This is a genomic window from Pseudoalteromonas sp. XMcav2-N (genome assembly GCF_024124545.1).
Classification (GTDB): Bacteria; Pseudomonadota; Gammaproteobacteria; order Enterobacterales; family Alteromonadaceae; genus Pseudoalteromonas.
In genome coordinates, this window is record NZ_JAMXSF010000002.1 from 76,517 (window position 1) to 102,823 (window position 26,307).

Consider the following 26,307-nt stretch of genomic DNA (forward strand, 5'->3'; position numbering starts at 1 on the left):
CTTCCCCCCTATTCTTTTGGTGAAAGCTGAGCTGCCAGCCATTTAAGGCCATCGCTCATGTATTCAGGGGGACTGAAGCTACTCGACTCTCTATCCGCGAGATGGAATAGGCAATCGAAGGCAAAGTCGCCCTTTTTTAAACCTTGTACATATTCATAAAGTGACTCTGACAACGACTTACTGCCATCTTCATGGGCCGATTTGGCAGTTTCGAGTTTGGGTTTCTTCTGAAAATACTCTTGGTCAAAATTAGCCAAAATCAAAGCATCTTCAAATGTTCGGGATAAAACCTCCTTCTCAGAAATCTGGGTCGGTTTCTGAAAAGCAACGTAAAGCGGCGCACCTTCGCTTGTTGTCATATGTTCCGTTTTGGGCAAATCTACTAACTCATCCAAAGTTTCTTTCTGTGGATGCCAGATCTTCAAAGTATCATTGTTGCTCTTTTGATCAGAGTTTCTTTGCGGAAAACAAGACTTCCCGTTGTTATCAACAGAGTCAAGATCCGTCAGCACTAGAGTCGTGACCCCAAGCTTCTCGACTAACGCTTTGTATTTGTGCGTGTGAGCACCGTTCACCTCGAGCATCGAGATGTACCGATTAGATAAATCCGGGAAGCTATTGGAAATGAACTCTGGTACCAGAAGACGCTCTGCTTGCCCCTCGACGAATATAACGCCGTCGGCAAAGAAGATGTCACAATGAGTGAGCTTCAAGTGTTTACTTACAAACAAAAGCTCATCTTTCGCATTCGCAAAAAGCTCTGACATGTTTGCAATTGTTGTATGGTCCATTGCGATGGACGTATTTGCATTATTCCGCCGGAAGTAACGTAAATTTTTGAAGTCAATATCATTAATAATATGACTGGAGTGGGTGCTAATCACGAGTTGTGTCTGATATTCAGTCTGAACTTCTTTGCTATTCTTGTCGCGCAAGTCAGGATGATTCCGCAAAGTATCGTAAGCTTTCGATACAAAAACACGCTGAACTTGCGCGTGAAGATTTACTTCCGGTTCTTCAAGTAAGACTAGGTGAATTGGTTCAATCTGCTCTTCAACATTGTCCTCTGAAGCCGCTGATTTACCAACACGCATCCATTTGTCTCGGAATTCTAGTAGCCTAAAGGTCAGATAGATGAGATTCTGATAGCCAAGTCCTAAGTAGCTTTCGGGAATAAATTCTTCATTTTCTTTATCAAAACGGTATCGTATTGATGACGATTTTTGCAACGCATCTATTCCGCTAATTTGCGCGGAAATTTCAACAGTTGGATTACCACCGATACCTGGATACCCCATGCTTTTTAACTCTTCGAAGGGATCCTCAAACTGTTTATTCAACCTTTCGGTGAATTCCTTTTCTAAATCTTGTTGTTGCCCCAAGACTTTGAGATCGCCAGCCTCTGGATAATCTTCTGGATTTAAAATACGCTCATAATAGTCTCGAAGTAACTTGTTGAGTCGCTGTTTTTCTGAATATGGCCCTGTTTGTTCTGCGTTATCTTGAGCACCTAGCCCTCGCTGCTCGGATATAACATCTACTCGAATTAATTTTTTTAAAGCTTCAGATTTTAGCGGCTGTAAAATTTCGTTCGAACTCGGCTCAGCGTCTTTGCTCAAAATGTAGTGCTTTTGCTTTATGAATTTACTGAAATTACGGCCTTTCTCTAAGAAATCACATAGATCTTTAGGCCATAGGCTTACTTCACCTTGATGCTTGGTTACTACCTCTCTCGTATTAACAAACTCACCAAATAGTTTGGATACATCAATCACTTCATAATTTATGCGAACGGATAGAGCTCCACCTTTCCACTCTAGGTCTGGTAAGATGTCACGAACCTTATATGCTTCACTAGCTTCTGCTGTTATCTCGATATCTAAACTAGGCAATAAGCCAATAAGGATATCGGATAGATCCTGCATTTTCTCGATGGAGGGAAACTCTTCTTCGACTTCTTTACCCAGATTTTGGATGTGCTTCCAATTACTCTTAGATATATCTCTAACCTTAAGATTTTCCGGGCTTTTTAGAAATGTATGAAGAGCACCAATGCAAGACGTTTTTCCACTATTATTAGCACCTACAAGAACTGCTGTTTTATCGTCAAGCACTAAGGTTACATCGGCTAGCCGCCGGTAATTCTTTAAAGTGAAGGAAGTAATTTGCATGTATCAAAACCTTAAAAAACGGGCCAAAGACAAGGGGACTTACATTTAATATTATTTCTTTTTGCTACTTTTCGACCAATGCCCGCTTACGGTAGAAAACGCACACTCGAGCGATGCCTTACAACGCTTTAATATTCATGCAAACACATAATCGCTAGTTGAATTGGGCCGCAAGCCGTCTCCGGCTAATGTAGTTTATGCTTTGGGAATTTACTTTTGATGAGTAACTTTTGTTTTGAACCGTTTATGACTCAAACCATTACAACGCGACTCATTCCCTGCCTGAACAACGTTATTTATGAGTATCATTAGACCCACTTTTTTCTTATTTGGCAAGATGCTGTGGTTTCGGCACAACATGACTTAGTCCCCAGCATATCGCATTGGCAAAGTGATCATCCCCGTATTCCTTAGCCAGCAATACAGACTACAGATACAAAGAAGCTTTTTGCTCGGCTCGAAAGACCCCGGGATCACAGTGGGTTTGTGATGAATTTTCGCTTGGACACCCAACCTAAATTAGTACACTTCAGGAAACTGCTGCGTTTAACGTTAATAGATCCTAGCTCGTAAGCGTCCGGGGTGACGCTGGGGTTTGTGATTTCGACTGCAAAGGGATACCGCTGTGCCGCACGTTGGCAGATCCCGGCTCGCAAGCGTCCGGGATGACGGAGGGGTTTGTGAGTTCGACTGCAAAGGGATACCGCTGTGCCGCATGTTGGTAGATCCCGGCTCGCAGGCGTCCGGATGACGGTGTGGTTTGTAAGTTCGACAGCAAGGGATACCGCTGTGCCGCACGTTAGTAGATCCCGGCTCGCAAGCGTCCGGGATGACGGAGATGGACACCAGCGTTAAAGGCACCAATTTTGAAAGGAAAGTTCGGCCGTGTCAGCTTTGACTGCCAGGCCGATGCTCATCCAAACACTGTCACGCTTTGATTTTGGTGCTATCTGATAAAGATGTGCTACTTCTTTGATCCGCCGTTACATCCCAAAACCTAATTGCTTTACTTTACTCAAAACCTGCTGATAGCGGATGTCTGCGCAGCTGCCAAACCCGGCGCGTTGTCTGAATTTGGAAGACGTGGCCAATGGCGAGGTCATGCCGGTTAGGAATCGGGTCAGTATTGCGGAGCTTGGCGTAACGCCAATTTGCATCAAATGCTGTTTTAGCGCATTTAAGTCGTTTCGTAATGTATCGTCCGACGGAAATTCGGCCTGTTTTGACTGGGCTAGTTGAGCAGTTTGACCTCGGCACGCTGAGCAGTGCCCGCATTGCACAGGGGCATTTTCGTCGTCAAAATAGCGCGCTAAGTTGTAACTTAAACAGGTGTTTAACTCAAAAAAGCGCAGCATGGCGGCGATGCGTTTGACCTCGGCTTGCTCCTTATCTAAAAAGTAATCGGCAAGTTCTTTGGCCAGATTTGGTTCTGCCAGCTTAGTTTCATCTACCTGATAAACCTGCATCATGCGCTTTGACTCAAGCTCGATGTGCCCTTGCTCATGCAGGTAGTCCAGCGCCGCTACAATCCGGTTTCTGTCGTGCCCTAGTTGCACTAAGGCCTGAATATCAACGGTGCCCCATACTTTCTTAAATTGCGTATTGGCAATTATCTGCTGAATAAACTGCTGACGGTTCGCGTCGAACATGCTGATGACGTCCTGCTCTGTGCGTAACCACTTGAATCTAAAGTCGGCGTAAAACGCGTATTTGGCCTCAATTACGCCTTTGAGTTCGAGCTGCACCAGTAAGGTTTTTAACGCCAGCAATCGGATATTGCTGACTTTAGAGGCGCTGAGTTCCTGCATTTCCCACAAACCCTGCTGTTGCTGCGATTGAATTTCGTCAATCAGTGCCTGAATGCTGGCTTGCTCCGGGGTGTCGGCGTAAACAAAGTTCTCAAGCGTCGCTACGCCATCTAAGTTAGCCAAAGTAATGCATTCAGAAAATTGTCCGTCGCGCCCTGCGCGGCCTATCTCCTGGCTGTAATTCTCTATCGATTTTGGCAGGTCGTAGTGCACCACAAACCGAATATCGGATTTGTCTATGCCCATACCAAAGGCAATCGTGGCAACGATCACTTGCTTGTGATTGTTCATGAAATCGTTTTGGATACTCTGACGAAGGCTGTCATCCAGCCCGGCATGATAAGCAGCGGCGTTTACGCCCGCCGCCTGCAATTGCTTAGCCACCTGCTCGGCCTGTTGTTGCAGCGTGACATACACAATACCTGCGCCAGCTTGTTGCTTTAAATAACCAATCAGTGCCTGCACTTTTTGCGCTTCCGGGTAGGCATACACGCTTAAATCCAGGTTAGCGCGATAAAAGCCCGTCTGCACAATATGCTCGGGTTTTATATCAAACCGGTTCGCCATGTCGCGCTTTACTTTTTTGGTCGCCGTGGCGGTAAGCAGCAACACTAATGGGATGTTTAACTCATTACGATAGTCGGGTAGCTTAAGATAATCAGGCCTGAAATTATGGCCCCACTCAGAGATACAGTGCGCTTCATCAACCACCAGCATAGAAATAGGCACTTGCTTAATGAATTCTCTGAAGCGCTCGTTTTTAAAGCGCTCAACCGAGATCATCAGCACTTTAATGCTGCCATTTCTGACATTTTGCATCACAGACTGGCTTTGCTCTCGGGTTAACGTTGAATCTAAACTGGCCGCATTGATGTTTTTGCTGTGTAAAAACTCAAGCTGATCTTTCATAAGCGCCAGCAGTGGCGAGATAACTAAGGTTAAATGGGGTAGCTGTAAGGCCGTCAGCTGATAACACAAGGACTTACCAGAACCAGTTGGGAATATTGCGAGGCTAGAGTGGCCGTTGACCAGCTGGGTGACTGTTTGTTCCTGGCCCGGCCTGAATGCTGAAAAGCCAAAACGCTGCGATAAGGTTTGGTGGAACACCGATTCGTTCATGAGGCAAAATTCCGTGTTAACAACTGCCGTGTAAGATAACACATTACAGTTCTCCAGTAATACCTAGCCAGTTTGACGAGTGGCAGGCTTCCACGTGACGGCGAAGCTGGTTGGGTTCGTTACCAGAAGGAGCCTCGGTATTGCCGGTTAGTAGATCCCGGCTCGCATGCGTCCGGGATGACTGAGGGGTTGGTTGGGTACGCGATCAGAAGGAATCACCGTATTGCCGGTTAGTAGATCCCGGCTCTCGTGCGTCCGGGATGACCGAAGGGATGGTTGGGTTCGCGACCAGAAGGAACCACGGTATTGCCGGTTAGTAGATCCCGGCTCGCACGCGTCCGGGATGACCGAGGGGTTGGTAGGGTTCGTGACCAGAAGGAACCACGGTATTGCCGGTTAGTAGATCCCGGCTCGCACGCGTCCGGGATGACCGTGGGGTTGGTAGGGTTTGCGAACAGACGGAACCACGGTATTGCCGGTTAGTAGATCCCGGCTCGCATACTTCCGGGATGACGGCGGGGTTTGTGAGTTCGACGAGCACAAACCACTAAGACGCTAAGCAGCCCCTATGGTTTTTTTAACGTACAGTGCTCGCGGTTATAGAGTCGATCCATATACTCATTAATGTTCGCAAAGTCATCCAGTAGTTTTTGTTCTTGTCCCCAACAAAGTGTGTATGCAAGTACAATATCTGTAACTGAGAATTGGTCGTCAACTAAGTAGTCTTGTTGAGAAAAATGCTTTTCTAAAGCTGCGGCAGCTTTTTTATACAACATATTATTTTGCGGGATAATTTCCCGAACGTGCTGCTCTGCTGGCAAAACAAAATCCATTGAGTTGATCTCGGTAGACTGCACAAAAGGTTCCAGCTCACTCAACGTAAAACAAACCCATTGGTTATGAAGGTTTCTCGACCAGCTTGAAGGTGCTGCTATTAACTTTTTATCTGGCACTAAATCGGCTATCGCCGTGACGATGGCCGCTGATTCAAACAAAGGCTGTCCATTGATTAGTGCCGCAGGTAACTTGCCCAATGGGTGAATATTTAGCAGCTCCTGAGACTTAAAAATGTCTACTCCGTTTTGCACAGACTCGAATGTTAACCCAGCCTCACGCAACGCCCAGAGTACCCGGGCGCTCCTCGTGGGACCCAGCTCAAACAATTTGATATTAATTTCTTCAACCATAATCGCTAGTTATTTTTCTTTATTCAAAGTTGCCATGATTTTGCTGCGTACTACCTGTCACTTTTGCAGCGAGGTGATGGGTATCATACCCATAACAAAGACAAATTGCTAAATAGCTGCTGCCGAGTAGCTTGTGAGGTTCTTGACCAGAAAGAGCCCCCTGCGTTGCAGGTTGGTAGATCCCGGCTCGCAAGCGTCCGGGATGACGGTGGGGTTAGGGAAGTTAGACGTGCACAGGATACTTCGGCGCTGTATGTTGGTAGATCCCGGCTCGCAAGCGTCCGGGATGACGGTGGGGTTGGGGAGGTTCGACGTGCACAGGATACTTCGGCGCTGTATGTTGGTAGATTCCGGCTCGCAAGCGTCTGGGATGACGGTGGGGTTGGAGAGGTTCGACGTGCACAGGATACTTCGGCGCTGTATGTTGGCAGATCCCGGCTCGCACGCGTCCGGGATGACGACGGGGTTGATTGGGTTCGATGTGAGCAGAATATAACGGCGCTGTATGTTGGTAAATCCCGGCTTAACAGCGAGCTTATGTATTTCAAAAAGCAAATAAACAGTAAGCACTTACATTAAGCATTCCATTTAATCAAAGCGACTCAGATTATACATGCGTTCTAAATGTTACTTTTGTGTAATGGGGTGTAATAATATTTCGAAAACCTTGCTGATAGACTCAAAGACTGTTGAAAAATTAATCTACCGATAATTTTACACAGCAAGGAAAGTACACCATGAGTAAGCAAGACCCCATTGCGCAATTACAAGTTGAAATCGCGCAGCTTCAATCAGCATTTGAAGATCTAAACAAACACTGTTCTAAAACCAATTCGCACGGTGCCATATTCCGCTGCGCCTCGTGCATCCCACAGCAGTTTAGTCACTGCACAAACAAACCCACTAACCCGCAACAGCCGAATTTTGTGCCAGATTTTAATGTGCCGCTCATCGCTGACGGTGGTGGCAACCAAGACTGTGAGATCCTGGAAAAACTCGGCCCATTAGCCGGGTTAATTGGGACTTGGGTCAGTACCCGGTATGGCGGATTTAATGTTATGCCCATCCCGCAAGATAACGCCCCAAATGGCTTTATCTTAAAAAACATGTCCTACTACGAGGTCATGACGTTTAGCGCTATCCAGGGCAAAGTGGCTAATCGGGCGGGTAACTACGAGCAAGATGCGTACACCATTTTTTATTCGCAGCGGGTGTTTTTTGCCGATGGCCCGCAAAAAGATGAGCTCATCCATGCTGAAAATGGCAGCTGGTTACATCAGGTGATTGCACCTCAGGGGCAAGGTACCCTGAACAAACAACCCTGGGTGCCGGATACCCCCAACCCGCTCCCGGTACAAGCGCAGGATCGGACGCTCGTAAAACAAGTGTCTGTGCCGCATGGCAACTCGATTTTAGCATTGGGAGGTCACGATTGCTTTAGAGGCGCGCCCAGCATTCCTGTTGCCAATGCTCTGCCTGCGGCTGGCGGCGCAAGTTTTAAGGCTCCTTATGGTACCGATATTCCTGAAAACCCCAATGTTAATCCTAACATTGTGCTGCAGGTTGCCTTAGACAGCCTTTACCAACAAGGCATAGGTGTAATCGATACCACTTTGCTGAATGTCGATACGCAGGCCGATGGCGATATCGCTAATACACCCTTTATGCAAGCGCATTCTAATGTGCCTCGGTTCAAAAACACTATGTGGTTAGAGCGACTATCCAATGGCCAGAATATGCTGCAATACACCCAGGATATTTCGCTGGACTTTAGCCTGGCAAGCGGCAAAGACCACAGCAAACGCAGCCGCTATACGTTTCCACACATAACGGCCAATACGCTATTTAAAGTGCAATAAATACCCTATTGCAATGTGATGAATGTGTCTTTTAAAGACATGCTGTTTGCCACTGATTACACGCATGGGGCAAGCAACAAACCTAGGTTGTTGTTGGTATGCGATACCAAATAACACAATAAACTTAACTTAAGGAAAGTACGATGAGCGAACAAGCTATCAAAGAACTTCAGTTACAGGTAACTGAGCTCACCTCAAAAGTCAAAGCACTAGAAGCACGCTGTAACCCGTCTGGCATTGCAGACTGTGCAGTCTGTTACTACTGCACACCGTGTGCGCCATGTGCCGCACCAACCGTCTTATGTGCCCCGTGTACAATCACACTCTGTGCAACCTGTGCACCTGTTGGTACCAGCTATCAGCCGCTGGGCCCACCAACCCCCTGTGTTGCCTGCGTACAATGTGAGTCAACCCATAAATGCGTAACCTGTGAACCTGTGACTAACTGTGTCACCTGTTATCCATGTATCGTGACTTTCTGCGTACAGTGCCAACAGGGCCAGAATCTGCAATGTCAACAATGCGCACCTGTCACTCAATGCGATACTTGCTACCCTTGTATCGTTAACTTCTGTCAGCAATGTGCCCCAGTCACGCAATGCGTCTATTGCTACCCCTGTACCGTTACCCTCTGTCAACAATGTGAGTCTGTCACTAAGTGTGATACTTGTTATCCATGTATTGTGACTTTCTGTGTTATGTGCCAGCCGGGTCAAAACGGGCAATGCCAGCTATGTGCCACCAGAAAGTGCGAAACCTGTTATCCGTGCATCGTTAACTTCTGCCAGCAGTGCCAGCCGGTTACCAAATGTGATACCTGCTACCCCTGTGTGGTGAACTTCTGTGCGCAGTGTTATCAGTGTACGTCTCAATGTGTCCAATGCGCTCAGCAGTGTCTTCAATGCACTTATCATTGTGCTCAGTGCACCCAACAATGTGTGCAGTGTGCTCATCAATGTCTTCAATGCACCCACCAGTGTTTGCAGTGTACCCATCAATGCGTTCAGTGTACCCACCAGTGTTTGCAGTGTACTCATCAATGCGTTCAATGCGCCCACCAGTGTGTGCAGTGTTACCAATGTGTAACTTGCACACCATGCAGTACCGGCGGCTAGCACGCGGTTATTGACACTCCCCGCTTTGTGCGGGGAGTGTCTTCTGAAATTGGATGTTTAATTTATGAAAAAGCTAAGATTAACCCCGGCTGCGAGTATTAATCCCAACAGTAACGGTGTGTTATTAAGTTCAGATTTGGGAGACTTTCAGGTTCACGGTCGGGATACCTCAGACTTTGTTGAAAAGATCCTGCCACTGCTACAGGGCGAGCTGACGCAGGCTGAAATTTGCACCCGCTTACCTGAGTATGCCGATTCAAGTATAGAGGCTGTGCTGCAACTGCTTAGTCAGTATGGTTTGTTAGAAGAAGTCTCTGAACAACTCGAGTTTAAGCCGCCCGGTTTAGTACAAACGCGCTTTTTACGGCCCTGGCAGCAAACTAACCAGCAACCTCATAGCCAAAGTCAGGTGTACTCCCTTGATCCCTGCCGGGTACTCGTCGTCGGTCTCGAGCCCTGGGCAATCACACTGCTGGAAGAGCTGGGCACGGCGGGAGTCGGCCATATTCATTTATTAGATAAAGAAAATATCACCAGTGACGACTCAACATGCCACCGCTTTCTTACACCACAAGACATTGGCAAACCCAGAGCCCAAGTGTTTAAAGAGGCCCTGCAACAGCGCAACCCCTGGATGCAGATCAGCCACTCAACGCTCACCAGCGAGCACCCGCACTTAGGCAGCCCATCAAATGACTGGGATTTGGCCATTGTCACTTTCAGTAAAGATGCGCATTTTTGGTCACACACAGTCTCTGAATATGTGCATCAACACAAGATTAAAACCCTTTATGGTCACCTGGATGGTCTGGAGAGCTGGATAGGCCCGGTGGTCAATGTAGACGACGCTCACTCAGGCTCATGCTGGAACTGTTTGCGACTCAGAAAGCTGGGCACAGAGCAACATGGCGAACTGGCGCACGAATTAGAAAAAAGCCATAAAAAGAATCGCGAAGGCCGTGCCCGCAGCATGCTCACGCCTATGTCTGCCATCACGGGCCAACAGCTTGCCATGGAGGCGTTAAAACTCCTTTGGGGCTATAGCGAAAGCGAACTGGTATCGCGTGTTATGGTACAAAATCTGGTTACGCACCAGGCTGAAAAACATGCCATTATCCCTATTCCCTGGTGTGAGGTATGTGGGTTTGATCATAGCCATGCAACCACCCATGCGTTATCCATGCACCGCGATAACCAGCCTGCTGACAATCCTCTTAATCAGCTCCAGGATGTTGAGCAATTTAAATCGCTATTTGAAGGCTGGGTGGACCCGGTAACTGGGATAGTCCGTCAGCTCACAGGACATGCGCCACATTTACCAGACTACCCGATCACCGCATCTGCCGGGGTCTCCTCGTTCACTGAGGGCGAGTTTGACCCAAGAGCTGCAGGCCAGGTCGGATCCGGTAAAGGGTTAGATACAATTTCAGCACATATCAGTGCGGTTGGTGAGGCACTGGAGCGCTACTCGGCGGCCAGATACCAATTGAGTGATTGTAAATATGCCTCAATTAGCCAGTTAAACGGTGACTATGTCGACCCGGATACTTTGGTACTGTATTCCAATAAGCAATACAGCACCCCTAATTTCCCGTTTCATAAATGGCACAGAAAACAAAAAATACACTGGTGTCGCGGCAGCTGGCTGGCAACCAATGACCCAGTCTGGGTGCCGGCGTTGGTCAGCTATTTTAATTTTGCCTGCCCTTACAAAGAGCAGTTTAGCCAGGTGTCGTCAAACGGGCTCGCAGCTGGTCAAAACAATGATGATGCTGCGCTCAGAGCCTGTTATGAACTCATTGAGCGCGACGCCATGATGCTCACCTGGTATGCACAACAGCCCTGCGAACGGCTCAGTTATGAGGCACTTAACCGTGGCAAAATGCGCTTAATGATTGAGGAGTTAACTGAACTGGGCATTGAGCTTGAGTGTTACTTACTGGATGTGGGATTACACGTACCCACAGTTGTATGTCTGGCACTGGGAGACGGCTATCGCACTCCTGCTGCCTCTGTGGCCCTGGCCACGCATGGCGATATCAAAGTGGCTATGCGCAAAGCGCTGCTGGAGCAAGGCCATGTGATGCCTTATCTGTGCCAGTTGATGCGCTCAGGGCAAAAAATCCCTCAGCAGGTCAGTGAGGTAACCGGCCTGGAAGATCACGCGGCTTATTATTTTAGTAACAGCAAACTTGCTGCCTTTGACTTTATGCGCCGACCAATCAGCGAGGCGAAAACGCTGGAAGACTGGCCGTATGAAGTGATCACACACGTCAGCCAACTCAAACAACGCCTGGATGAAGCAGGCGTAGAAATCGCTATTGTAGATGTTACTTCACCCGATATGGCACTCAGCCCGTTCAGGGTTGCGCGTGCCATCGGTGTCAACATGCAGCCCATCCACTTTGGTGAGCAGTTTAAACGGGTAGACAATCCAAGGCTGCGCAAGTTACTGCAAGGACGTCCGGTTAATAAAGAACCACATCCAATTGCTTAGAAAAGGACAATATTATGAAAGTACTCGTTTGTGGTACCCACTACGGTTCCACCTATATTCGCGCTTTAACCCAGTTTCCACAAGACAGCTTCACCTGTGTGGGTGTCCTGTCAAAAGGCAGTGAGCATTCTCAGCAAATTGCACAGCAACTGGGCGTGCCCTATTACACAGATGTTTCCACAGTGCCGGCTGATTCTATTGATATCGCATGTGTCGCGATATCGGGCGACGCTGGCCAGGCCATTGTATTATCTCTGTTAAAACAAGGTATCTCTGTGTTATGTGAGCACCCCGTTGACCAGGCGTTTGTACAAAAAGCACTGGCACTTGCCAAGCAGCATCAGGCGTATTTTCATGTCAATGGACACTTTGCCGACCTCTACGCCCCCCAGGCATTTTTACAATCAATTCTGAGCGCTTATCAGCAAGGGTTTAGCTGTATGCATTATGCCATGGGGGCTAATTTAAGAACGCTTTATTCAGCGCTGGATCTGTTGGGCCGCGCACTCGGTGGGTATGCAGGACTCGAGGTCATCAAATACAGCGGCGAGCCTATGGCGTTTCAGCCGATTATGCTCAAAACCGACAACCTCACAATCTCGCTCTTGTGCCAGAACTTTTCGTCCGCTGAGGATGACGGCAGCGCGACTTTTTTAAACCATCAGTGCTCAGCGCTATTTCCGCATGGCACCTTAACACTCAGTGAAACCACCGGCCCGTTAAGCTGGTTTCCTTCAAGCCAAAGCCTGCCGGGTGAGACCTGGCGAACCTATATGCCTGTTGAGCTTGCGCCCATGGACAAACAACAGCTAATGGGCCACAGAGATCAGTGCAACCTTGCCGCCGTTGCGGCTTTGGCAGCGACAATACAAGGCGAAACACAGCCGGTATACCAACAGCCAGATTACTTATTAGCCCTGAGCAGGTTATGGCAGGCTGTGCTAATGGAATTACAGCCCCAGGCCAAAGACGACTGCGCCGCATAATGATGTGCTTTCCACCGGGTGTATTTAGCGCCCGGTGGAAATTAAAAGAGACAGTTCAACTTAGAGCATAGTTATGATATTCGGGTGGTAGCCCACAAAATTATTTTGCTCGATGTAAGCTCCTGGTCAGCTAATTCATGTTTGAACTTTTTCTCAAAGCCGATACTCTTGCAGTACCTATTCACAATGAGCATGTAGATTATGAAGCTCGTAATGTCGCTACTGTTCTTGTTCACCTTCTCCGTACACGCTGAATTGACTCTTAAAAAAGTCGAAAGTGATATTTTTGGTGAGTATAAACTCGATAAGGAAGAAGTGCTGCCTTTTTTACTGTCGGACTCCCATCAAGATAAAAATCTCGCTAATTATTTACGCTCTTTAGTATACGGGTTTGGACTTTATGGCGCTGAGAAAAGTATAGTTAAATCAGAAATGTACTTTCTTCCCTTGCTAAGTTTGGAATACCGAAACATTTTCTTTTTCGCAGGACCTTTTGGTCAAACTCAAGTAACCCCGAGAAAGTAAAAAGAGGAGGTAAACTGCTTGAGCAGGCTTCTGAATCAGGGGATCCAGACGCGATATATAACCTGTATGCAATGCACGATAATGGTCGTTACGACAACAAAACGAAGCTCAGGTCAATTTTAGCGCAAAATTACGACAAAGGTGATACGGAAATTGCTCTGCTATATGGACGTTTCATGAGAGACCTACTAATTGAAAAACAAGACAAACCTGAAATGCTCAGAGTATTGGACAAACTAAGTAGAATTAGCTTTAAAGGGTATGAAGGTGAGTATTACTATATATTATCGGGCTATTATGGTTTGCAAAAATCTCCCTTGTTCGATGAGGATAAAAGAGATTATTACCTTATTCTCTCTTATAAAAATGGCTCTCAAGCCGCCGAAAAGCTGCTGAAAGGAATGGGGATATTGCCGGAATTGCCGAGCACGAAATAAATCTCTGCAAGGCCATTTTGAAAGACGAAAAGCACCTTGCTGATCACTTGTTCATTTAACCAGGGCCCTATGACCGTTTCAAACAGCTAGACTATGTGGATTTTGTACTTTTCAATAAATGCCTGTCTGATTCTGTCGGAGGATTGTCAGCGGTGAATTTGGATAAATCCCGGATAAATCCCTCAGAGGGGCCTGATGGTGTATTGATAACGAGTACGTGACTGTCGGTGAGCGCCTTAAAACGTCTTTTTACATTGAGACCGGCAATAACAAGGTCGCCAGCATTTGCAACAAACTCGTCGTTTTCTACACCGAACTCTATTTCTCCTAAGATAATGTAAAAGATCTCATCATCAATCTCATGAAAATGCTACGGAGCATCATTGCCGTTAGGCAGTTTGCTATCAAAAATAGAAACCCGGTTATCTGTATCTGAGCCAGATGCAAGAATGGACGTGATTTCCCCCTGTTCAAGATCATATCTCTCAGCATTACCGGCTTTGACGTGCTTGTATCTTATTGTATGCCCTCGACTATTCAACGCGCTTTAGCGACACTTTCACTCTTGCGCTCTTTATAAATGGCTCACCTGATTACATCATTATGTGTGATGCTACCTGCTAATAAAGGGCAATACTAAAACTAATCACAGCTAGAGCTAAAACTCTTATCTTCACACTTTTTGCACTTTTGAAGCCTATATTTGCCGCGGTTGCTCGTACGGGGTGCGTAAACGGCACTCTGATTAAGGACCAGCTTCACACTAAAAGGAGAGGATTTTGACTATGAAACCAAGCAATACACTGGCGTTGCTGCTGGCAGGTGCAGTCGCAGCATCTGGTGCATCGTTTGCGGTACATGCCGCAATAGATACCGATGATGAGAAAGTGACACGACTGGACCTGCAAGGGCAGATAGATAACTTTGCGCCCTTTTCTAAAACTCTGTGGGCCGGGGCGCACAATGCATATGCCTCACATGCCTGGAGTAAAGGTACGTATACCGATGTAAATCAGTACTATTCTCCCAAGAGCCTGCTAAAACGCGGCATACGGGTGATGGAATTTGATATATACCCGGAAGGCACTTTTGATTCAACCCCTATGCTGTGCCACAACTCATTGGAAAATAAAGCCATTTGTTCAAGCTTTCACGCGAAACTGTCGGAAGGGTTAGACGACATTAAAGACTTTCTGAAAGGCAACCCGGACGAAGTGGTGTTACTGAAAATCGAATCGTACAAGCATAACGACCATAAAAACTGGCACAACAAAATTGGCGAGCGCCTGCAAAAAGATATCGGCGATTATTTGCTGATGCCCTCTGACTGGGGTTATGCAGATAAAAGCTGTGCCTCTTTGCCGGTGTCGCACCTCACCAAGCGCGATATTCTGGCAGCGGGTAAGCAGCTGGTCGCGGTGGTGCAAACCCCCAGGGATCACAGCAACCTGTGTTCTTATCACAGCAGTGGCAGTTACTCTAAATTCTGGAATACCGTGTTTATCGGCGTCGATGCCTTCGATGCCAGTGGCAACCTGCAAAGCAATCAACCGTTTTGCCAGAACGGCAGCAATGAGTGTTTGAACGGCGATCAGACCGCGCATTATCTTGCCAACAATATGACGGTGATCATTGATGGCGCGACGCAGCTGAATCCGGATGGTCCCAGTTCAAGTAAAACTGGCAGCAATGTGATCAGCAAGTGGGCCAACAAAGGCGCACAAATTCTCGAGCTTGCGCTGGTCGAGGCCAATAACACCAGCGCTGCCAGCGGCTATGGTGCCAATGAAGTCCAGATTGAAGACTTTATCTGGTCGTGGAAATCGAACCGGCCCAATGGTTCGGGCAACTGTGCCAGCCTCGAAAGCGATGCCGCTATTGTCGACAAAGCCTGCTCTACCTATCAGTACCACGCCTGTGTAGATGATAACCGTAACTGGAAGCTGACCACCAGCAAGGGCAGCTGGGAGATGGGGTTTGCGAACTGTCAGAGCCTGGGCGGCAGCTATACCTTCGCGATGCCATTCAATGCCTATGAACATGTGCAACTACAAAACACCATAGGTGCCAGTTCCGAGCACCACTGGGTTAACTATTACAAGGCGTTCGATGATTTCTGGCTGTCTAACGCGGATGAGCATATCGACTGGCAGTATGTAAAAAACACTGCAGTGGGTTCGACCAACAAGGGCGACACTTTCAATGACATTGCTTTATTAAAGCGTAAAGCTCTGGTGGGCGGCACCTTTAATCTCAGCTCAGTGCGGGTTCGCTCAAACAATCGGGTGGATGGCTTTCAGGCCTGTTACGAGACCAAGCAGAGCTTGTCGCATGCCAGCGTGGGCACATCAGAAATGTGCGTTACCTATGGCGGCAGCGGCGGTAGCTGGGGTGATAAACTGACCTTTGATAGCAGCAAGGGCGAGCACCTCAAGAGCCTGCAGATCTGTAAAGACGATGGCAAATATGGCTATGATACGGTGTACTATCTGAAGCTGACTTCCAGCAATGGCAGTTCAATCAAAGGCGGTACTTCGTCTGGCAGTTGTACAACCTACTCGGCCAGTACCAGCCAGCAATTGTTCGCCTTTCATGGCACAGATAATAAAGAACTTAACGCACTGGGTGTATACCGCATCGCCAGTTCACAGGTAAACGGTGGGCTCTACGCCACCGGCTGGCTTGACCGAGATGATCCAGCCAGTGGCGATAATGAATTATTCAGTTCCCACCAGTCAGTGGGTAACATCGGTGCCAGTTGCAGTACCAGTGATGTTGCGGGGGTAATTGCACGGGTCAAAGACAGTAAGCTGGACTCAAGCCTGACCGGGCAAAACCTGGTCAATAACAGCTCTGGCTTTGCCTGCTGGAACTCCAGCAATGGCGGAAGCAGCAGTTACACAACCTGTGAGGACTACGAAGTGCGGTACTTCTTCACCAAGGCCAGTTGTTTGCCTTAACTGAGTGAAGCAGCCTGAACTCTTACAAAGCGCTTTCGGGCGCTTTTTCATTATTCAACTGCTTGTATCGACAACGTCATGGTCGACGACAAGGTTTCCTGTGGCCCTACTTTGGCAGCGCCTCCGATAATATGCAGCTGCTCGTTAAACGAGACTGAACCATGGCCATGGCGCGGTTGAGGCAAATCGGGCAGAGCCTGCCACAGATCCGTTTGCGGATCGTATGCCCATACGTTATCGAGCGCTTTACCTGCCTGCCAGTCTCCATTGGCACCGAACACTTCGCCACCCGACACTATAATTTTGCCATCCAGCACACTGGCTGATAACCCGGCCGATGCAACGGGTAAGGGCGCAATCGGTGACCAGCTATCCGTTTTGGTGTTATAGACTTCGGCATGACTGAGGTTTACACCCTCTTTACCGCTGGTGCGTCCGCCAATGACGTAAATTTTATGACCAATCACCGCACTGGCGGCCGAATTGCGCGCCACACTCGCAGACGTAACCTTACGCCAGTAAGCATTATTAACCAGCACATAGTGTGCGTCGGTATCCATGTTTTTACCACTGCCCCGGCTGAGCGTTTTACCACCGATCACATGAATGTTTTTGCCCACGCTGGCATACACAGATTCAGCAAGCGGTATGGGTAAAGACGGCGCGTTGCGCCAGGCCTGCATGTTGCCATCGAGCCTGAATACCGAGCGCTGAATTTGCCAGGCATTATCCTTAGCCCCCGTAAAACCACCAATGGCATACAGAAAATGCTGGTTAGCGACCATGCCCAGATGATGGCGGGCTGCGGGCAAAGCAGGGGCTTTGGTCCAGCGCGCGTGAGCCGGGTGAAGTAAAAACACGTCAGTGGTGGGACCTAAATCAGAAAACGACGGGAGATCGGAAGGCGTAAAGCCGCCCCCCACAAAAATACGCTTGTTAAAAACCGCAGGATACACTTCCTGCAGCGCAATGGGTAAGTGGGGCCCGGCCGACCAGCTAAATGGCGTCCGAGGCTCAACGTTTTGCTCTGCCCCAAGCGATCCCGATAGCAACATTGCTGTCATTACCATAAAGACCCGACTTGCAGAGAATAGGCGCATTCTGACTCCTTAAAATTTAATCAAACTATGATACGGTAATGCCAGGGCGCAAGATCAGTGTGCGCGTCATCCTATACAGTTACCGTAAAACATCAGCAACATCAAATAAAAGAGCCAGCATGCGAGCCTGGTTAGGCATCAGGCAGCGGTGTGCTGAGGATTTCCTTACGCACAATTTCAGCCCCGGCACTGAGGGCATTTAATTTGCCCCGAGCCACGTCCCGTGCAAGCGGTGCCATGCCACAGTTAGTGCAGGGGTAAAGCTTATCGGCATCCACATATCTGAGCGCTTCTCTGAGTGTTGCGGCGACTTCTTCTGGCGTTTCTATGGTATCCGTCGCCACATCAATGGCACCGACCATGACCTTTTTGCCGCGCACCAGAGATAATAGCTCCACCGGCACTCGCGAGTTATGGCACTCCAGCGAGATAATATTTATGTTCGACTTTTGCAGCTTAGGCAACACTTCCTCGTACTGACGCCACTGTGAACCCAAGGTTTTTTTCCAGTCGGTGTTGGCTTTAATGCCGTAGCCATAGCAAATGTGTACGGCCGTTTCGCACTTCAACCCTTCAATGGCACGCTCCAGGCAGGCTATGCCCCATTCATTCACTTCATCAAAGAACACATTGAATGCCGGCTCATCAAACTGAATGATGTCGACGCCGGCCGCTTCCAGCTCTTTGGCTTCCTGATTTAATACCTTGGCAAATTCCCAGGCCAGCTTTTCACGGCTCTTATAATGGTCGTCGTACAAGGTGTCTACCATGGTCATCGGGCCGGGCAGCGCCCACTTTATTGGTTGCTTGGTTTGCTGGCGCAAAAACGTCGCGTCTGCAACAAATACCGGCTTCTGGCGGCTGATGGGACCCACCACGGTTGGTACACTGGCATCGTACCGGTCGCGAATTTTAACCGTTTTACGGTTTTCAAAATCCACGCCGTCGAGGTGTTCAATAAAGGTAGTCACAAAGTGCTGACGGGTTTGCTCGCCATCGCTGACAATATCAACCCCTGCCAGCTGCTGCTCCTGCAACGACACACGCAGTGCATCTTGTTTGCCGTCAATCAGTGCCTGTCCTTCGAGCTTCCAGGGCGACCACAGTACCTCTGGCTGTGCCAGCCAGGCAGGTTTAGGCAAGCTGCCCGCAGTGGAGGTGGGTAAAAGTGTTTTCATAATTTCTGCCGCTTCTTTGTCGTTAACTATCAGGCGTAATTCGCCGACCACTGCTCAAGTACATTCTGGTAAGGTTTAATAAAGTGCTCATGGGCAAATTTACCCTGCTCCACTGCCAGCCTGCTGCGCTCCTCACGGTCGTACACAATTTGCGTCAGTGAGTGGTCCTGGTTTTTAAGATTTGGCTGGTAGCGTCTGCCTGCCACTGCATTGGCGTTATAAATCTCCGGGCGGTAGATTTTCTGGAACGTTTCCATCGTACTGATGGTGCTGATCAGCTCCAGGTTGGTGTAGTCATTCAGCAAGTCGCCAAAGAAGTAAAACGCCAGCGGGGCAACACTGTTTGGCGGCATAAAGTAGCGCACCTGCAAACCCATTTTCTTAAAGTATTGCTCGGTCAGCGACGACTCGTTTGGTTCATATTCAAAACCCAGTACCGGGTGTTGGTTTTCGGTTCTGACATAGGTTTTGCTGTCCGACACACTCAGGCAGATCACCGGACGCTTTTTAAAGTTTTGCTGATAGGCACTGGAGTTCACAAAGTGCTTAAACAGCTTGCCGTGCAATTCTCCAAAGCCTTCGGGGATACTAAACTGCGGTTTACCTTTATTGTGATCGAGCAGTACCACACTGAAATCGTAGTCGCGCACATAAGATGAAAAGTTGTTACCGACGATGCCTTCGGTGCGCTCACCGGTTTTGTGGTCAATAATATTGGTTTTCAATACTTCGATTGAAGGAAAAGCTTCGCCGCTGCCCGCAATGTCGATATCTACCGAGATGATCTCCAGCTCAATGGCATATCTGTCGCCATTTGGGTTGTCCCAGCTCGCCAGCGCATTAAAACGGTTATCGATCATCTTTAATGCATTACGCAGGTTCGCCTGACGACTTTCCCCTCTGGCCAGGTTGGCAAAGTTGGTTGTGATCCGTGTATTGTCTGACGGATGGTAGTGCTCATCAAAAATGAGGCTTTTGACTGTAAAAGTAAACTCGTTGTTCATGGCGTTCTGGTATCCAATTTTCTTTATTTAACCCAAATGTACAGTGCTCTACCCGGTGCAGTGTTTGCACTTAGCCATAATCAAGTAGGTCCGGCGTTGAGAGCAGTTACATTGTTACCCGGGCAAGCACTTGAAGAAAAACGGTTTAATTTCACCTAAAACTTGAGCTGTGTTCATGCTTGTTACCAGGCCCCGCTTTTTTGCCGGCTAGCCACAAGAAAAAAGGCACAAAAACACCTAGAAATTTAAACACCCAGATGGCTAGATGTTTAAATTGAAATTCCTTCAACTAAAACGTGAGGAATATTCAAAGCTTATCTGAAAAGCCTGCGCTCTTATCTTGATATACTCGTGTGGAACGTGGCGAGCCGATTACCTGCTGGGTAACCCACTCGCCATCCGTCTAACTCCGAATAATAAAATGAGACAAACACAATGAGTGACTTGTTGTTATTAATAATATGCTGTGCCGTGCTGGGCAGCGGTGTGGGCTTTCTGGCCGGGCTTCTGGGCATTGGCGGCGGTCTGGTGATTGTCCCGGTACTAAGCAGTATCTTGTTGTACTTTGCGGTGCTGCCTCCTGAGCAGGTCATTGTCGCCGCCATTGCCACGTCTTTGGCCTCTATTTTGTTTACTTCTACTTCCTCGGCCATCGCCCACCACAAAAATGGCAATGTGCCCTGGGAGTTGGCTCCCTGGATCATGACAGGGGTGGCACTGGGTGCGCTGATCAGCGGCTTTTTAGCGGCCATGCTGCCAGAGCAAATTGTACGCTGGGTGTTTGCTATCAGCGTGGTCCTGATTGCACTGAAGATGTTTTTTGGCAATAACAAGCCCGCTGCTGACGAGCGCAGTATGCCCAATAAAGGGGTGTTAACGGGGTTTACAACCTTAACTGGCGGGCTCTCAGCCATGATTGGTATCGGAGGCGGTGCACTACTGGTGCCCCTGCTGACGTTTTTCTCCATTGATATGAAAAAAGCCATTGGCTGCGCGTCTGCCTGTGGCATCGTGATTGCCCTGTTTGGCTCTGTCGGTTACATCACATCGGGCAGTGCTCAATTTGCCTTAGCAGATGGGTTTGCCGGGTTTGTCTACCTGCCAGCACTGCTGGGAATTGTCTGTACCTCCTGGTTTACCGCACCGCTGGGCGCTAAAGCGACCCACCATTTACCCGTACCAACCATCAAGAAAATTTTTGCTGGGTTACTGGTTCTGGTTGCGGCGAATATGACACTCGCTTAACTCGGTGTTAGTTCGCCTTAACCGGTATCACCCAGTTCACACTCAGAACAAAAACAGAGTTGCAGCGCTAAACGCGCCGCAACTCAAATACATTTAACATATGAATGTCGTTTCGCAAGCAGTCGGATAATATGAAGGGCAGTCGTTGGCAAGACTTGGAAAAGTAGGGTTGATAGTTACCTGGTTTAGGTCTCTTCCACCAGCCACATTGGGTGTGGCTTCAAGTACCAAAGTTGCCTGTGTGTTGCTCAAGTTTTTAATCTGTTTTTTCTTAAATGTCAGTTTCATTATCATTCCTTGTGTCGATAAATAAGTTTCATTAATTATCTTAACTTAATCCAGATTGTTTGCAATAGAGGAACAAACTTTTAGTTCCCCCATTCAGAGCGAGCTATTGAGTGGTATTCGTTGTGCCGCTTTCATATACCCGGCTTCACTCAGTTGTTGTCAGAATGCTAACAGGGCACTTTTACCGTCCGGATAATGCTCAAAAAAGAAACGGGGGCTATACGAGCAACCAGGCATGCGCCAGCAGCTCATAACAATCAAATAATGAAGGTGCATGAGTCACTCCGTCAAACAGGCCTCAGCTCGTGCTCTTCAGTCACCCCACTGTCATTCAAAACACTTTTGCGGCCTGCTGCTTTGCGGTTAACGTAAAACGCTGTGATAAACCAAGGCGCTTGTATTTAGCCCGCATAGCCAGCTTCTTGTCATTACCCTTGCCGTAAAATCCGTTGTGAAATCGCAGCCCTTGCTTGTGGTCAACGCCGACAAACTTGCCCATCACCACAATCTGATCTACCTCGGTCTGGTCGCCGTGATGAGCGGTCTGCGGTGAGAGGATCAGCCCTTCAATCTTCTGTGTGGTCTCGCCCTGAGTCATAAAGACTTGCTGCTGAATTGCGTTAAAGATATCCCTGTGCGCTCCTTTAAATTCATGAACTGACAAATGCCCATCGTTATCAGTATCCGCGCCTGGAAAGCTCGACGGGTCGATGGCCACGACCAGGTAAGCACCCGACTCGTCAAAGTTCAGCGTACCCTGCTCGGCCACCATTAAGTGAGCGCTGGCCGCTGCCGACGTGACCAAACAGGCGATCATAGCGATACGTTTGATAAAATAAAACATGATTAAACCTCCTATGACTAAAGCTGGCCCTTCACACAACGCTGAAAATACGGATAGGTGTCGGTGGCATAGTAATGGTAAATGCCTTGCGGAAACTCAGGAGTGACGCCATAGCGGCCATTGCACTCATCCAGATCGCCACTGCCCGCCACATACTCCCAATCCTGCGCAAAGGTCCCGAGTGCATAAACAGACGTTGAGGGTCGGTTGCTGCTGACGCTCTCCACCAGCTGGTAACTTCCCGTCATCACCTTTAATGACGATGTTGAATCCTGTGCATCGCTGTAACCATATCGGGCGTAAATTGGGAAGCCATCTGCGGCCCAGCCAATCAGAGTCATGCTGGTTTCAGAACCGCCACGCAGGGCAATAAAGCCTTCCGGCATGCCGTGGTAATGATAAGCACCATTGGGCTGTACATGGGCATTGTTGTCATCGGTGCCAAAGTCAAAACTGGTCTGGCCAAGCGCTTCGATATGCCAGTTGCCGGTGTTGCCGACCAAACTACAACTGTTGCCGGAATCATCGCATGAGCCTGCCGTATTGGCGTCTATTTTTACGCCGTTCAATACGTACCCCGTTGCGCCTCTTGGCCCGCCGAGCGTTAAAACCGTATCCGTTTGTTCGGGCGTTAGAGTGTAACTGACAGAAACCGCGGTTTCGCTGATGGTATTGGGGTTTGCCGGATTAGGAAAAGTACCCGTTTCATGGTCTGGAATGCCGTTGGCTGTGAGTTGCCGGGTGCTTCCGGTACAGCTCCAGTCGGCATTGCTGGTCATTTGTACCGAGGCGGAATCATTGAACTCGCTGTAGAAGTAATCACACAGCACGCCGTCGGTAGAGCCGGATGTCACTGCGGTACCATTGTCAGTATCAAGTCCTGTTCCCGAATCCTGAGAGCCAGAGTCATCAGTTTCGGACCCGTTGCCGGAATCCTCGGTACCCGAGTTGTTAGCCTGCGTTGCAGAACCTGAACTCGTGCTACTGACATCTGTGATTACAGAGTCATTCTGAGTACTTGCCTCACCACCCGATCCGGATCCACATGCCGACAATAAAAACATCGATACCCACAGCGCTAAAACAGACTTTTTATGTATTGTAACCATATCTGATACTCCCACAGTGCTAACCACTTGGTAGCCTGTTGGCTACCTCTGGTTTTCACTATATAAGTGGATTGTGCAAACACGGCGCAAAAAAAGTGCAAATAGTATGCAAGTTGCAAACTCTCACTGGGGATGGACAGCCTGAGATTAAACCGCTCGACCAACAACAAGGCTAACCTTTCTGGGTTTGGAGTGACTTTTCCATAAATAGCAAGGGCTGCCCATTGTGCTCCCCCTGTTTAAACTGCCTGTAACCAAGCTTCTGATAGATATGAATACCGCGGGTATTTTCGGCAAATACATCAAGCCAGATGCGCTTGCACCCCAGCTCATCGACACAATATTGTTCCATCTTGCTAATGGCGTGCTGACCAATACCGCGGCCTTTAGCACTGACCACAATTCTGCGAAATTCCACACAGGTTTCACCATCGCGTGCCAGAATAATAAAACCGACCAGCGACTGATTGTCATAGATAGACAAATACACTGTATGCGGTTGTGCCAAAGCTGCGCGGTGCTGCTCTGCACTATTCGGGAGAATAAAGCCAGATGTATCTGCAGCCCCTTCCATTTCAACAAACCGCGCTATGTCTGATGGTTTTGATTTTTTTAGTTCAATAGTGCGTGGGTCAGTAGTAGGGTCCATATTGAACTTCCTGTATCTGATATCTTTTGGTTTCAAAATCAAAGAATAAACAATTATGCACCTTACTAAAAGCGGATTGCCGTGTAATTACTTCGCATTTGCTGGGTGCCTGCTAGCCGTTGAAAGCAAACGCTGTCAGATTTATTCAGATATGGAGTAGCTATAGAACCTGAGCCTACATACTTAACCAGACAGGTTCTGTAAGCCCTAAGTTTGTGATTCCAAAGAGTGACACAAAAGTGCCAGGGGTCCGTCCATCATTTCGGACTTAATCAGAGCCTTATCGTGGCAACAGCTGGCAGACAAAGCAAAGCCATGTAAGTAATCCGCCAATAAATTCAGCCCGTCTTCTTCTGTTTCCTGGTGCAAGCCCAACGGGCCAACAATCGTTTTATAGCGCTCCGTAAATACCTGAGCAGGACCATATGATTTCATGCTCAGTATGGTTTGTAATAATCCATTGTATTCGCTCAGCAGCTCAATATAGCTGATACATAAACGCTTTAACTCAGCTTGCCAATCAGGATTTTGGCTGGGCTGATAGATTTGAGCAACAAGCGATGTGGTCAGTGCTTCCAGTAGTACATTCTTATTCTTAAAGTAGTGATAGATAGCCATAGGGTCCACTGCTAAGTGCGTTGCGATGGCGCGGACACTTGGCACTTTGCCATCTCTTTTCATTAAGAACTTTGCGGTGTCCAGGATACTTTCAGCACTTAAAAGCGACCGCTTGCCAGCCGGTCGTCCGCGTTTCTTTTCATTGACGGCCATCTGCCTTTCCTTATAAACTAAAAATATTCTACAGTGTAGAATAAATTCTAAGTGATTTATTACCTAAACTCAACCACGGCGAGTGTGAGGAGAAACTAATGGCAAACATTGTATTTATAGCGACGAGCCTGGATGGATATATTGCAGATAAACACGGTAAACTCGACTGGCTAAGGTCTGTACCTAACCCGGACAATGTCGATACTGGTTTTAATTCCTTGATGGCACGAATTGACGCTATAGTGATGGGACGCAATACCTTCGATATGGTTATGAGCTTTGATTGTGACTGGCCTTACACCAAGCCTGTATTCGTCGTCAGCAATATGATGACAAAAGTACCACAAGGCTTTGAAGAAAAAGTATTTCTGCTCAAAGGTGAGCCAAAAGATATTGTTGATAAGCTCAATGCGCAAGGGTTTAATGAGCTGTATATCGACGGTGGCGTGACAATTCAAAGCTTCCTGCAAGACGATCTGATTGATGAAGTGGTGATCACCCGCTTTCCTGTGCTGCTTGGCGGGGGCTCTCCTTTGTTTGGCGAACTCACCCAGCCATTGCAGTTTAGAGTTGCCAGAAGTGAAATAGTGCTGAAAGACTTAGTTCAAACCACTTACGTACGACAGGTATAACCGTTATTTATATGAGTACTGGCCATGAAATGGCGCGCCTCAGCGGTTAATTACCTCAAGGCTGCGCATATTTTTCCTGACTGGGTGGCGACCACGAAATACACTGAACTTGCGGCACCCAGATATAGCCTTGCTGGTCGCAACCATAGGTTATTCCGGGCACTTTTATCTGGTAAAGCCCGGCAATGTATAAACAGAAAATGGCATCCAGTGCGTCTTCATTGCCTTTGAGAGCTTGCCCGCTCAATGACTCTATGTAGTCCTCAGACAAAATATGCGAGAACGACTCTGGCACCTCAAGCGCTAAAACCGGTGAAGACGCTAGTTGCGTAATTAAGCTGGCCAACGCTATCTGACCTGCCTTGCGCGTAGCAACCTCTCCCTTTTTATAAAGTAACCTCTCGGGAAGTTCAAAACACTCGATCATCGCGGGATGCGGATAGCACTCAATTTGCCATTGTGCCAATGCCAGATGCCCAAACCCCTTGTCCTGTAGGGCCAACGAGAGGTCGACACTGGCAGCGGCGGGATATAAGGTGGTGTTTGAGGTATGGCAAGATGCTTTACGCGACCCATAGTCTCTGCTGAGCTGCTTTTCACATTCCCGCTGGCCCGTTTGATTTTCGATGATTAGCGGCGCATCAATTGCAATGCCAGTGAGCAACGGCTGATTTGAGATAAAAGCCAAAATATCGCCAAGCCCAAATAAAGCAGGCTCCAGCTCCTCCAGTGACAAAACCCCGTTGTCCAAACGACCCACCGCGGCTGCAGAGGGGTTCTTTTCGCTATGCCAGGCCAGATCCAGACCCATCAATTTCATAAA

Annotated in this window: 22 protein-coding genes; 8 read left to right on the plus strand and 14 right to left on the minus strand. The window is 48.2% G+C overall.

Annotated features, from left to right (window positions below):
* Window positions 1-8: 8 nt before the first annotated feature.
* The 3 genes from NH568_RS03220 to NH568_RS03230 form a co-directional block, all read right to left on the minus strand.
* A complete protein-coding gene (locus NH568_RS03220) occupies window positions 9-2,171 on the minus strand; it encodes an AAA family ATPase (RefSeq protein ID WP_253044550.1) in 2,163 nt (720 codons plus the stop codon).
* Between the two features lie 983 nt (window positions 2,172-3,154).
* Window positions 3,155-5,098 carry a RecQ family ATP-dependent DNA helicase gene (locus tag NH568_RS03225; RefSeq protein ID WP_253044551.1) on the minus strand — a complete coding sequence of 648 codons (1,944 nt, stop codon included), beginning with the start codon at window positions 5,096-5,098 and terminating at the stop codon, window positions 3,155-3,157.
* A gap of 566 nt (window positions 5,099-5,664) precedes the next feature.
* On the minus strand, window positions 5,665-6,285 hold the full coding sequence (locus tag NH568_RS03230) for a glutathione S-transferase family protein (RefSeq protein ID WP_253044552.1): 621 nt from the start codon (window positions 6,283-6,285) through the stop codon (window positions 5,665-5,667).
* A gap of 737 nt (window positions 6,286-7,022) precedes the next feature.
* Between NH568_RS03230 and NH568_RS03235 the strand changes: the two genes are divergently transcribed.
* Window positions 7,023-8,144: a heme-binding protein gene (locus NH568_RS03235; protein ID WP_253044553.1), complete on the plus strand. Its 1,122-nt coding sequence runs from the start codon at window positions 7,023-7,025 to the stop codon at window positions 8,142-8,144.
* Between the two features lie 731 nt (window positions 8,145-8,875).
* Here the strand turns inward: NH568_RS03235 and NH568_RS03240 are convergent.
* Complete coding sequence (locus tag NH568_RS03240) at window positions 8,876-9,181, minus strand: hypothetical protein (RefSeq protein WP_253044554.1); 306 nt, start codon at window positions 9,179-9,181, stop codon at window positions 8,876-8,878.
* A 142-nt stretch (window positions 9,182-9,323) separates the two neighbouring features.
* Here NH568_RS03240 and NH568_RS03245 point away from each other — a divergent pair, with 142 nt between their 5' ends.
* From NH568_RS03245 to NH568_RS03260, 4 genes are all read left to right on the plus strand, one after another.
* Window positions 9,324-11,756 (plus strand): TOMM precursor leader peptide-binding protein, encoded by a 2,433-nt coding sequence (locus NH568_RS03245; protein WP_253044555.1) that lies wholly within the window; start codon window positions 9,324-9,326, stop codon window positions 11,754-11,756.
* A gap of 14 nt (window positions 11,757-11,770) precedes the next feature.
* Complete coding sequence (locus NH568_RS03250) at window positions 11,771-12,742, plus strand: Gfo/Idh/MocA family oxidoreductase (RefSeq protein ID WP_253044556.1); 972 nt, start codon at window positions 11,771-11,773, stop codon at window positions 12,740-12,742.
* A 201-nt stretch (window positions 12,743-12,943) separates the two neighbouring features.
* Window positions 12,944-13,267: a hypothetical protein gene (locus tag NH568_RS03255; RefSeq protein WP_253044557.1), complete on the plus strand. Its 324-nt coding sequence runs from the start codon at window positions 12,944-12,946 to the stop codon at window positions 13,265-13,267.
* A 71-nt stretch (window positions 13,268-13,338) separates the two neighbouring features.
* Window positions 13,339-13,704 carry a hypothetical protein gene (locus NH568_RS03260; RefSeq protein ID WP_253044558.1) on the plus strand — a complete coding sequence of 122 codons (366 nt, stop codon included), beginning with the start codon at window positions 13,339-13,341 and terminating at the stop codon, window positions 13,702-13,704.
* Between the two features lie 91 nt (window positions 13,705-13,795).
* Here NH568_RS03260 and NH568_RS23925 read toward each other — a convergent pair whose 3' ends face one another.
* Window positions 13,796-14,062 carry a hypothetical protein gene (locus NH568_RS23925; protein ID WP_366040767.1) on the minus strand — a complete coding sequence of 89 codons (267 nt, stop codon included), beginning with the start codon at window positions 14,060-14,062 and terminating at the stop codon, window positions 13,796-13,798.
* A 427-nt stretch (window positions 14,063-14,489) separates the two neighbouring features.
* On the opposite strand from NH568_RS23925, the gene NH568_RS03265 reads away from it, so the two are divergent.
* Window positions 14,490-16,664, plus strand: coding sequence for a phosphatidylinositol-specific phospholipase C domain-containing protein (locus NH568_RS03265; RefSeq protein ID WP_253044559.1), 2,175 nt, complete (start codon window positions 14,490-14,492; stop codon window positions 16,662-16,664).
* Between the two features lie 50 nt (window positions 16,665-16,714).
* Here NH568_RS03265 and NH568_RS03270 read toward each other — a convergent pair whose 3' ends face one another.
* From NH568_RS03270 to NH568_RS03280, 3 genes are all read right to left on the minus strand, one after another.
* The gene (locus NH568_RS03270; protein WP_253044560.1) at window positions 16,715-17,764 is read right to left on the minus strand and encodes a kelch repeat-containing protein; all 1,050 of its coding nucleotides are present in this window, start codon (window positions 17,762-17,764) and stop codon (window positions 16,715-16,717) included.
* Between the two features lie 131 nt (window positions 17,765-17,895).
* Window positions 17,896-18,942: a methionine synthase gene (locus NH568_RS03275; protein ID WP_253044561.1), complete on the minus strand. Its 1,047-nt coding sequence runs from the start codon at window positions 18,940-18,942 to the stop codon at window positions 17,896-17,898.
* 29 nt (window positions 18,943-18,971) lie between these two features.
* Window positions 18,972-19,946 carry a DUF1852 domain-containing protein gene (locus NH568_RS03280; RefSeq protein ID WP_054016280.1) on the minus strand — a complete coding sequence of 325 codons (975 nt, stop codon included), beginning with the start codon at window positions 19,944-19,946 and terminating at the stop codon, window positions 18,972-18,974.
* 435 nt (window positions 19,947-20,381) lie between these two features.
* Between NH568_RS03280 and NH568_RS03285 the strand changes: the two genes are divergently transcribed.
* The gene (locus NH568_RS03285; protein ID WP_253044562.1) at window positions 20,382-21,191 is read left to right on the plus strand and encodes a sulfite exporter TauE/SafE family protein; all 810 of its coding nucleotides are present in this window, start codon (window positions 20,382-20,384) and stop codon (window positions 21,189-21,191) included.
* Window positions 21,192-21,284: 93 nt separating this feature from the next.
* Here NH568_RS03285 and NH568_RS03290 read toward each other — a convergent pair whose 3' ends face one another.
* From NH568_RS03290 to NH568_RS03310, 5 genes are all read right to left on the minus strand, one after another.
* On the minus strand, window positions 21,285-21,479 hold the full coding sequence (locus tag NH568_RS03290) for a hypothetical protein (RefSeq protein ID WP_253044563.1): 195 nt from the start codon (window positions 21,477-21,479) through the stop codon (window positions 21,285-21,287).
* Window positions 21,480-21,810: 331 nt separating this feature from the next.
* A complete protein-coding gene (locus NH568_RS03295) occupies window positions 21,811-22,323 on the minus strand; it encodes a hypothetical protein (protein ID WP_253044564.1) in 513 nt (170 codons plus the stop codon).
* Window positions 22,324-22,340: 17 nt separating this feature from the next.
* A complete protein-coding gene (locus NH568_RS03300; protein WP_253044565.1) occupies window positions 22,341-23,432 on the minus strand; it encodes a YHYH protein in 1,092 nt (363 codons plus the stop codon).
* Between the two features lie 172 nt (window positions 23,433-23,604).
* Window positions 23,605-24,081 carry a GNAT family N-acetyltransferase gene (locus tag NH568_RS03305; RefSeq protein WP_253044566.1) on the minus strand — a complete coding sequence of 159 codons (477 nt, stop codon included), beginning with the start codon at window positions 24,079-24,081 and terminating at the stop codon, window positions 23,605-23,607.
* A gap of 207 nt (window positions 24,082-24,288) precedes the next feature.
* Complete coding sequence (locus NH568_RS03310) at window positions 24,289-24,852, minus strand: TetR/AcrR family transcriptional regulator (protein WP_253044567.1); 564 nt, start codon at window positions 24,850-24,852, stop codon at window positions 24,289-24,291.
* 98 nt (window positions 24,853-24,950) lie between these two features.
* On the opposite strand from NH568_RS03310, the gene NH568_RS03315 reads away from it, so the two are divergent.
* On the plus strand, window positions 24,951-25,484 hold the full coding sequence (locus tag NH568_RS03315; protein WP_253044568.1) for a dihydrofolate reductase family protein: 534 nt from the start codon (window positions 24,951-24,953) through the stop codon (window positions 25,482-25,484).
* Window positions 25,485-25,539: 55 nt separating this feature from the next.
* Here NH568_RS03315 and NH568_RS03320 read toward each other — a convergent pair whose 3' ends face one another.
* Window positions 25,540-26,304, minus strand: coding sequence for a DUF429 domain-containing protein (locus NH568_RS03320; RefSeq protein ID WP_253044569.1), 765 nt, complete (start codon window positions 26,302-26,304; stop codon window positions 25,540-25,542).
* Window positions 26,305-26,307: the final 3 nt, after the last annotated feature.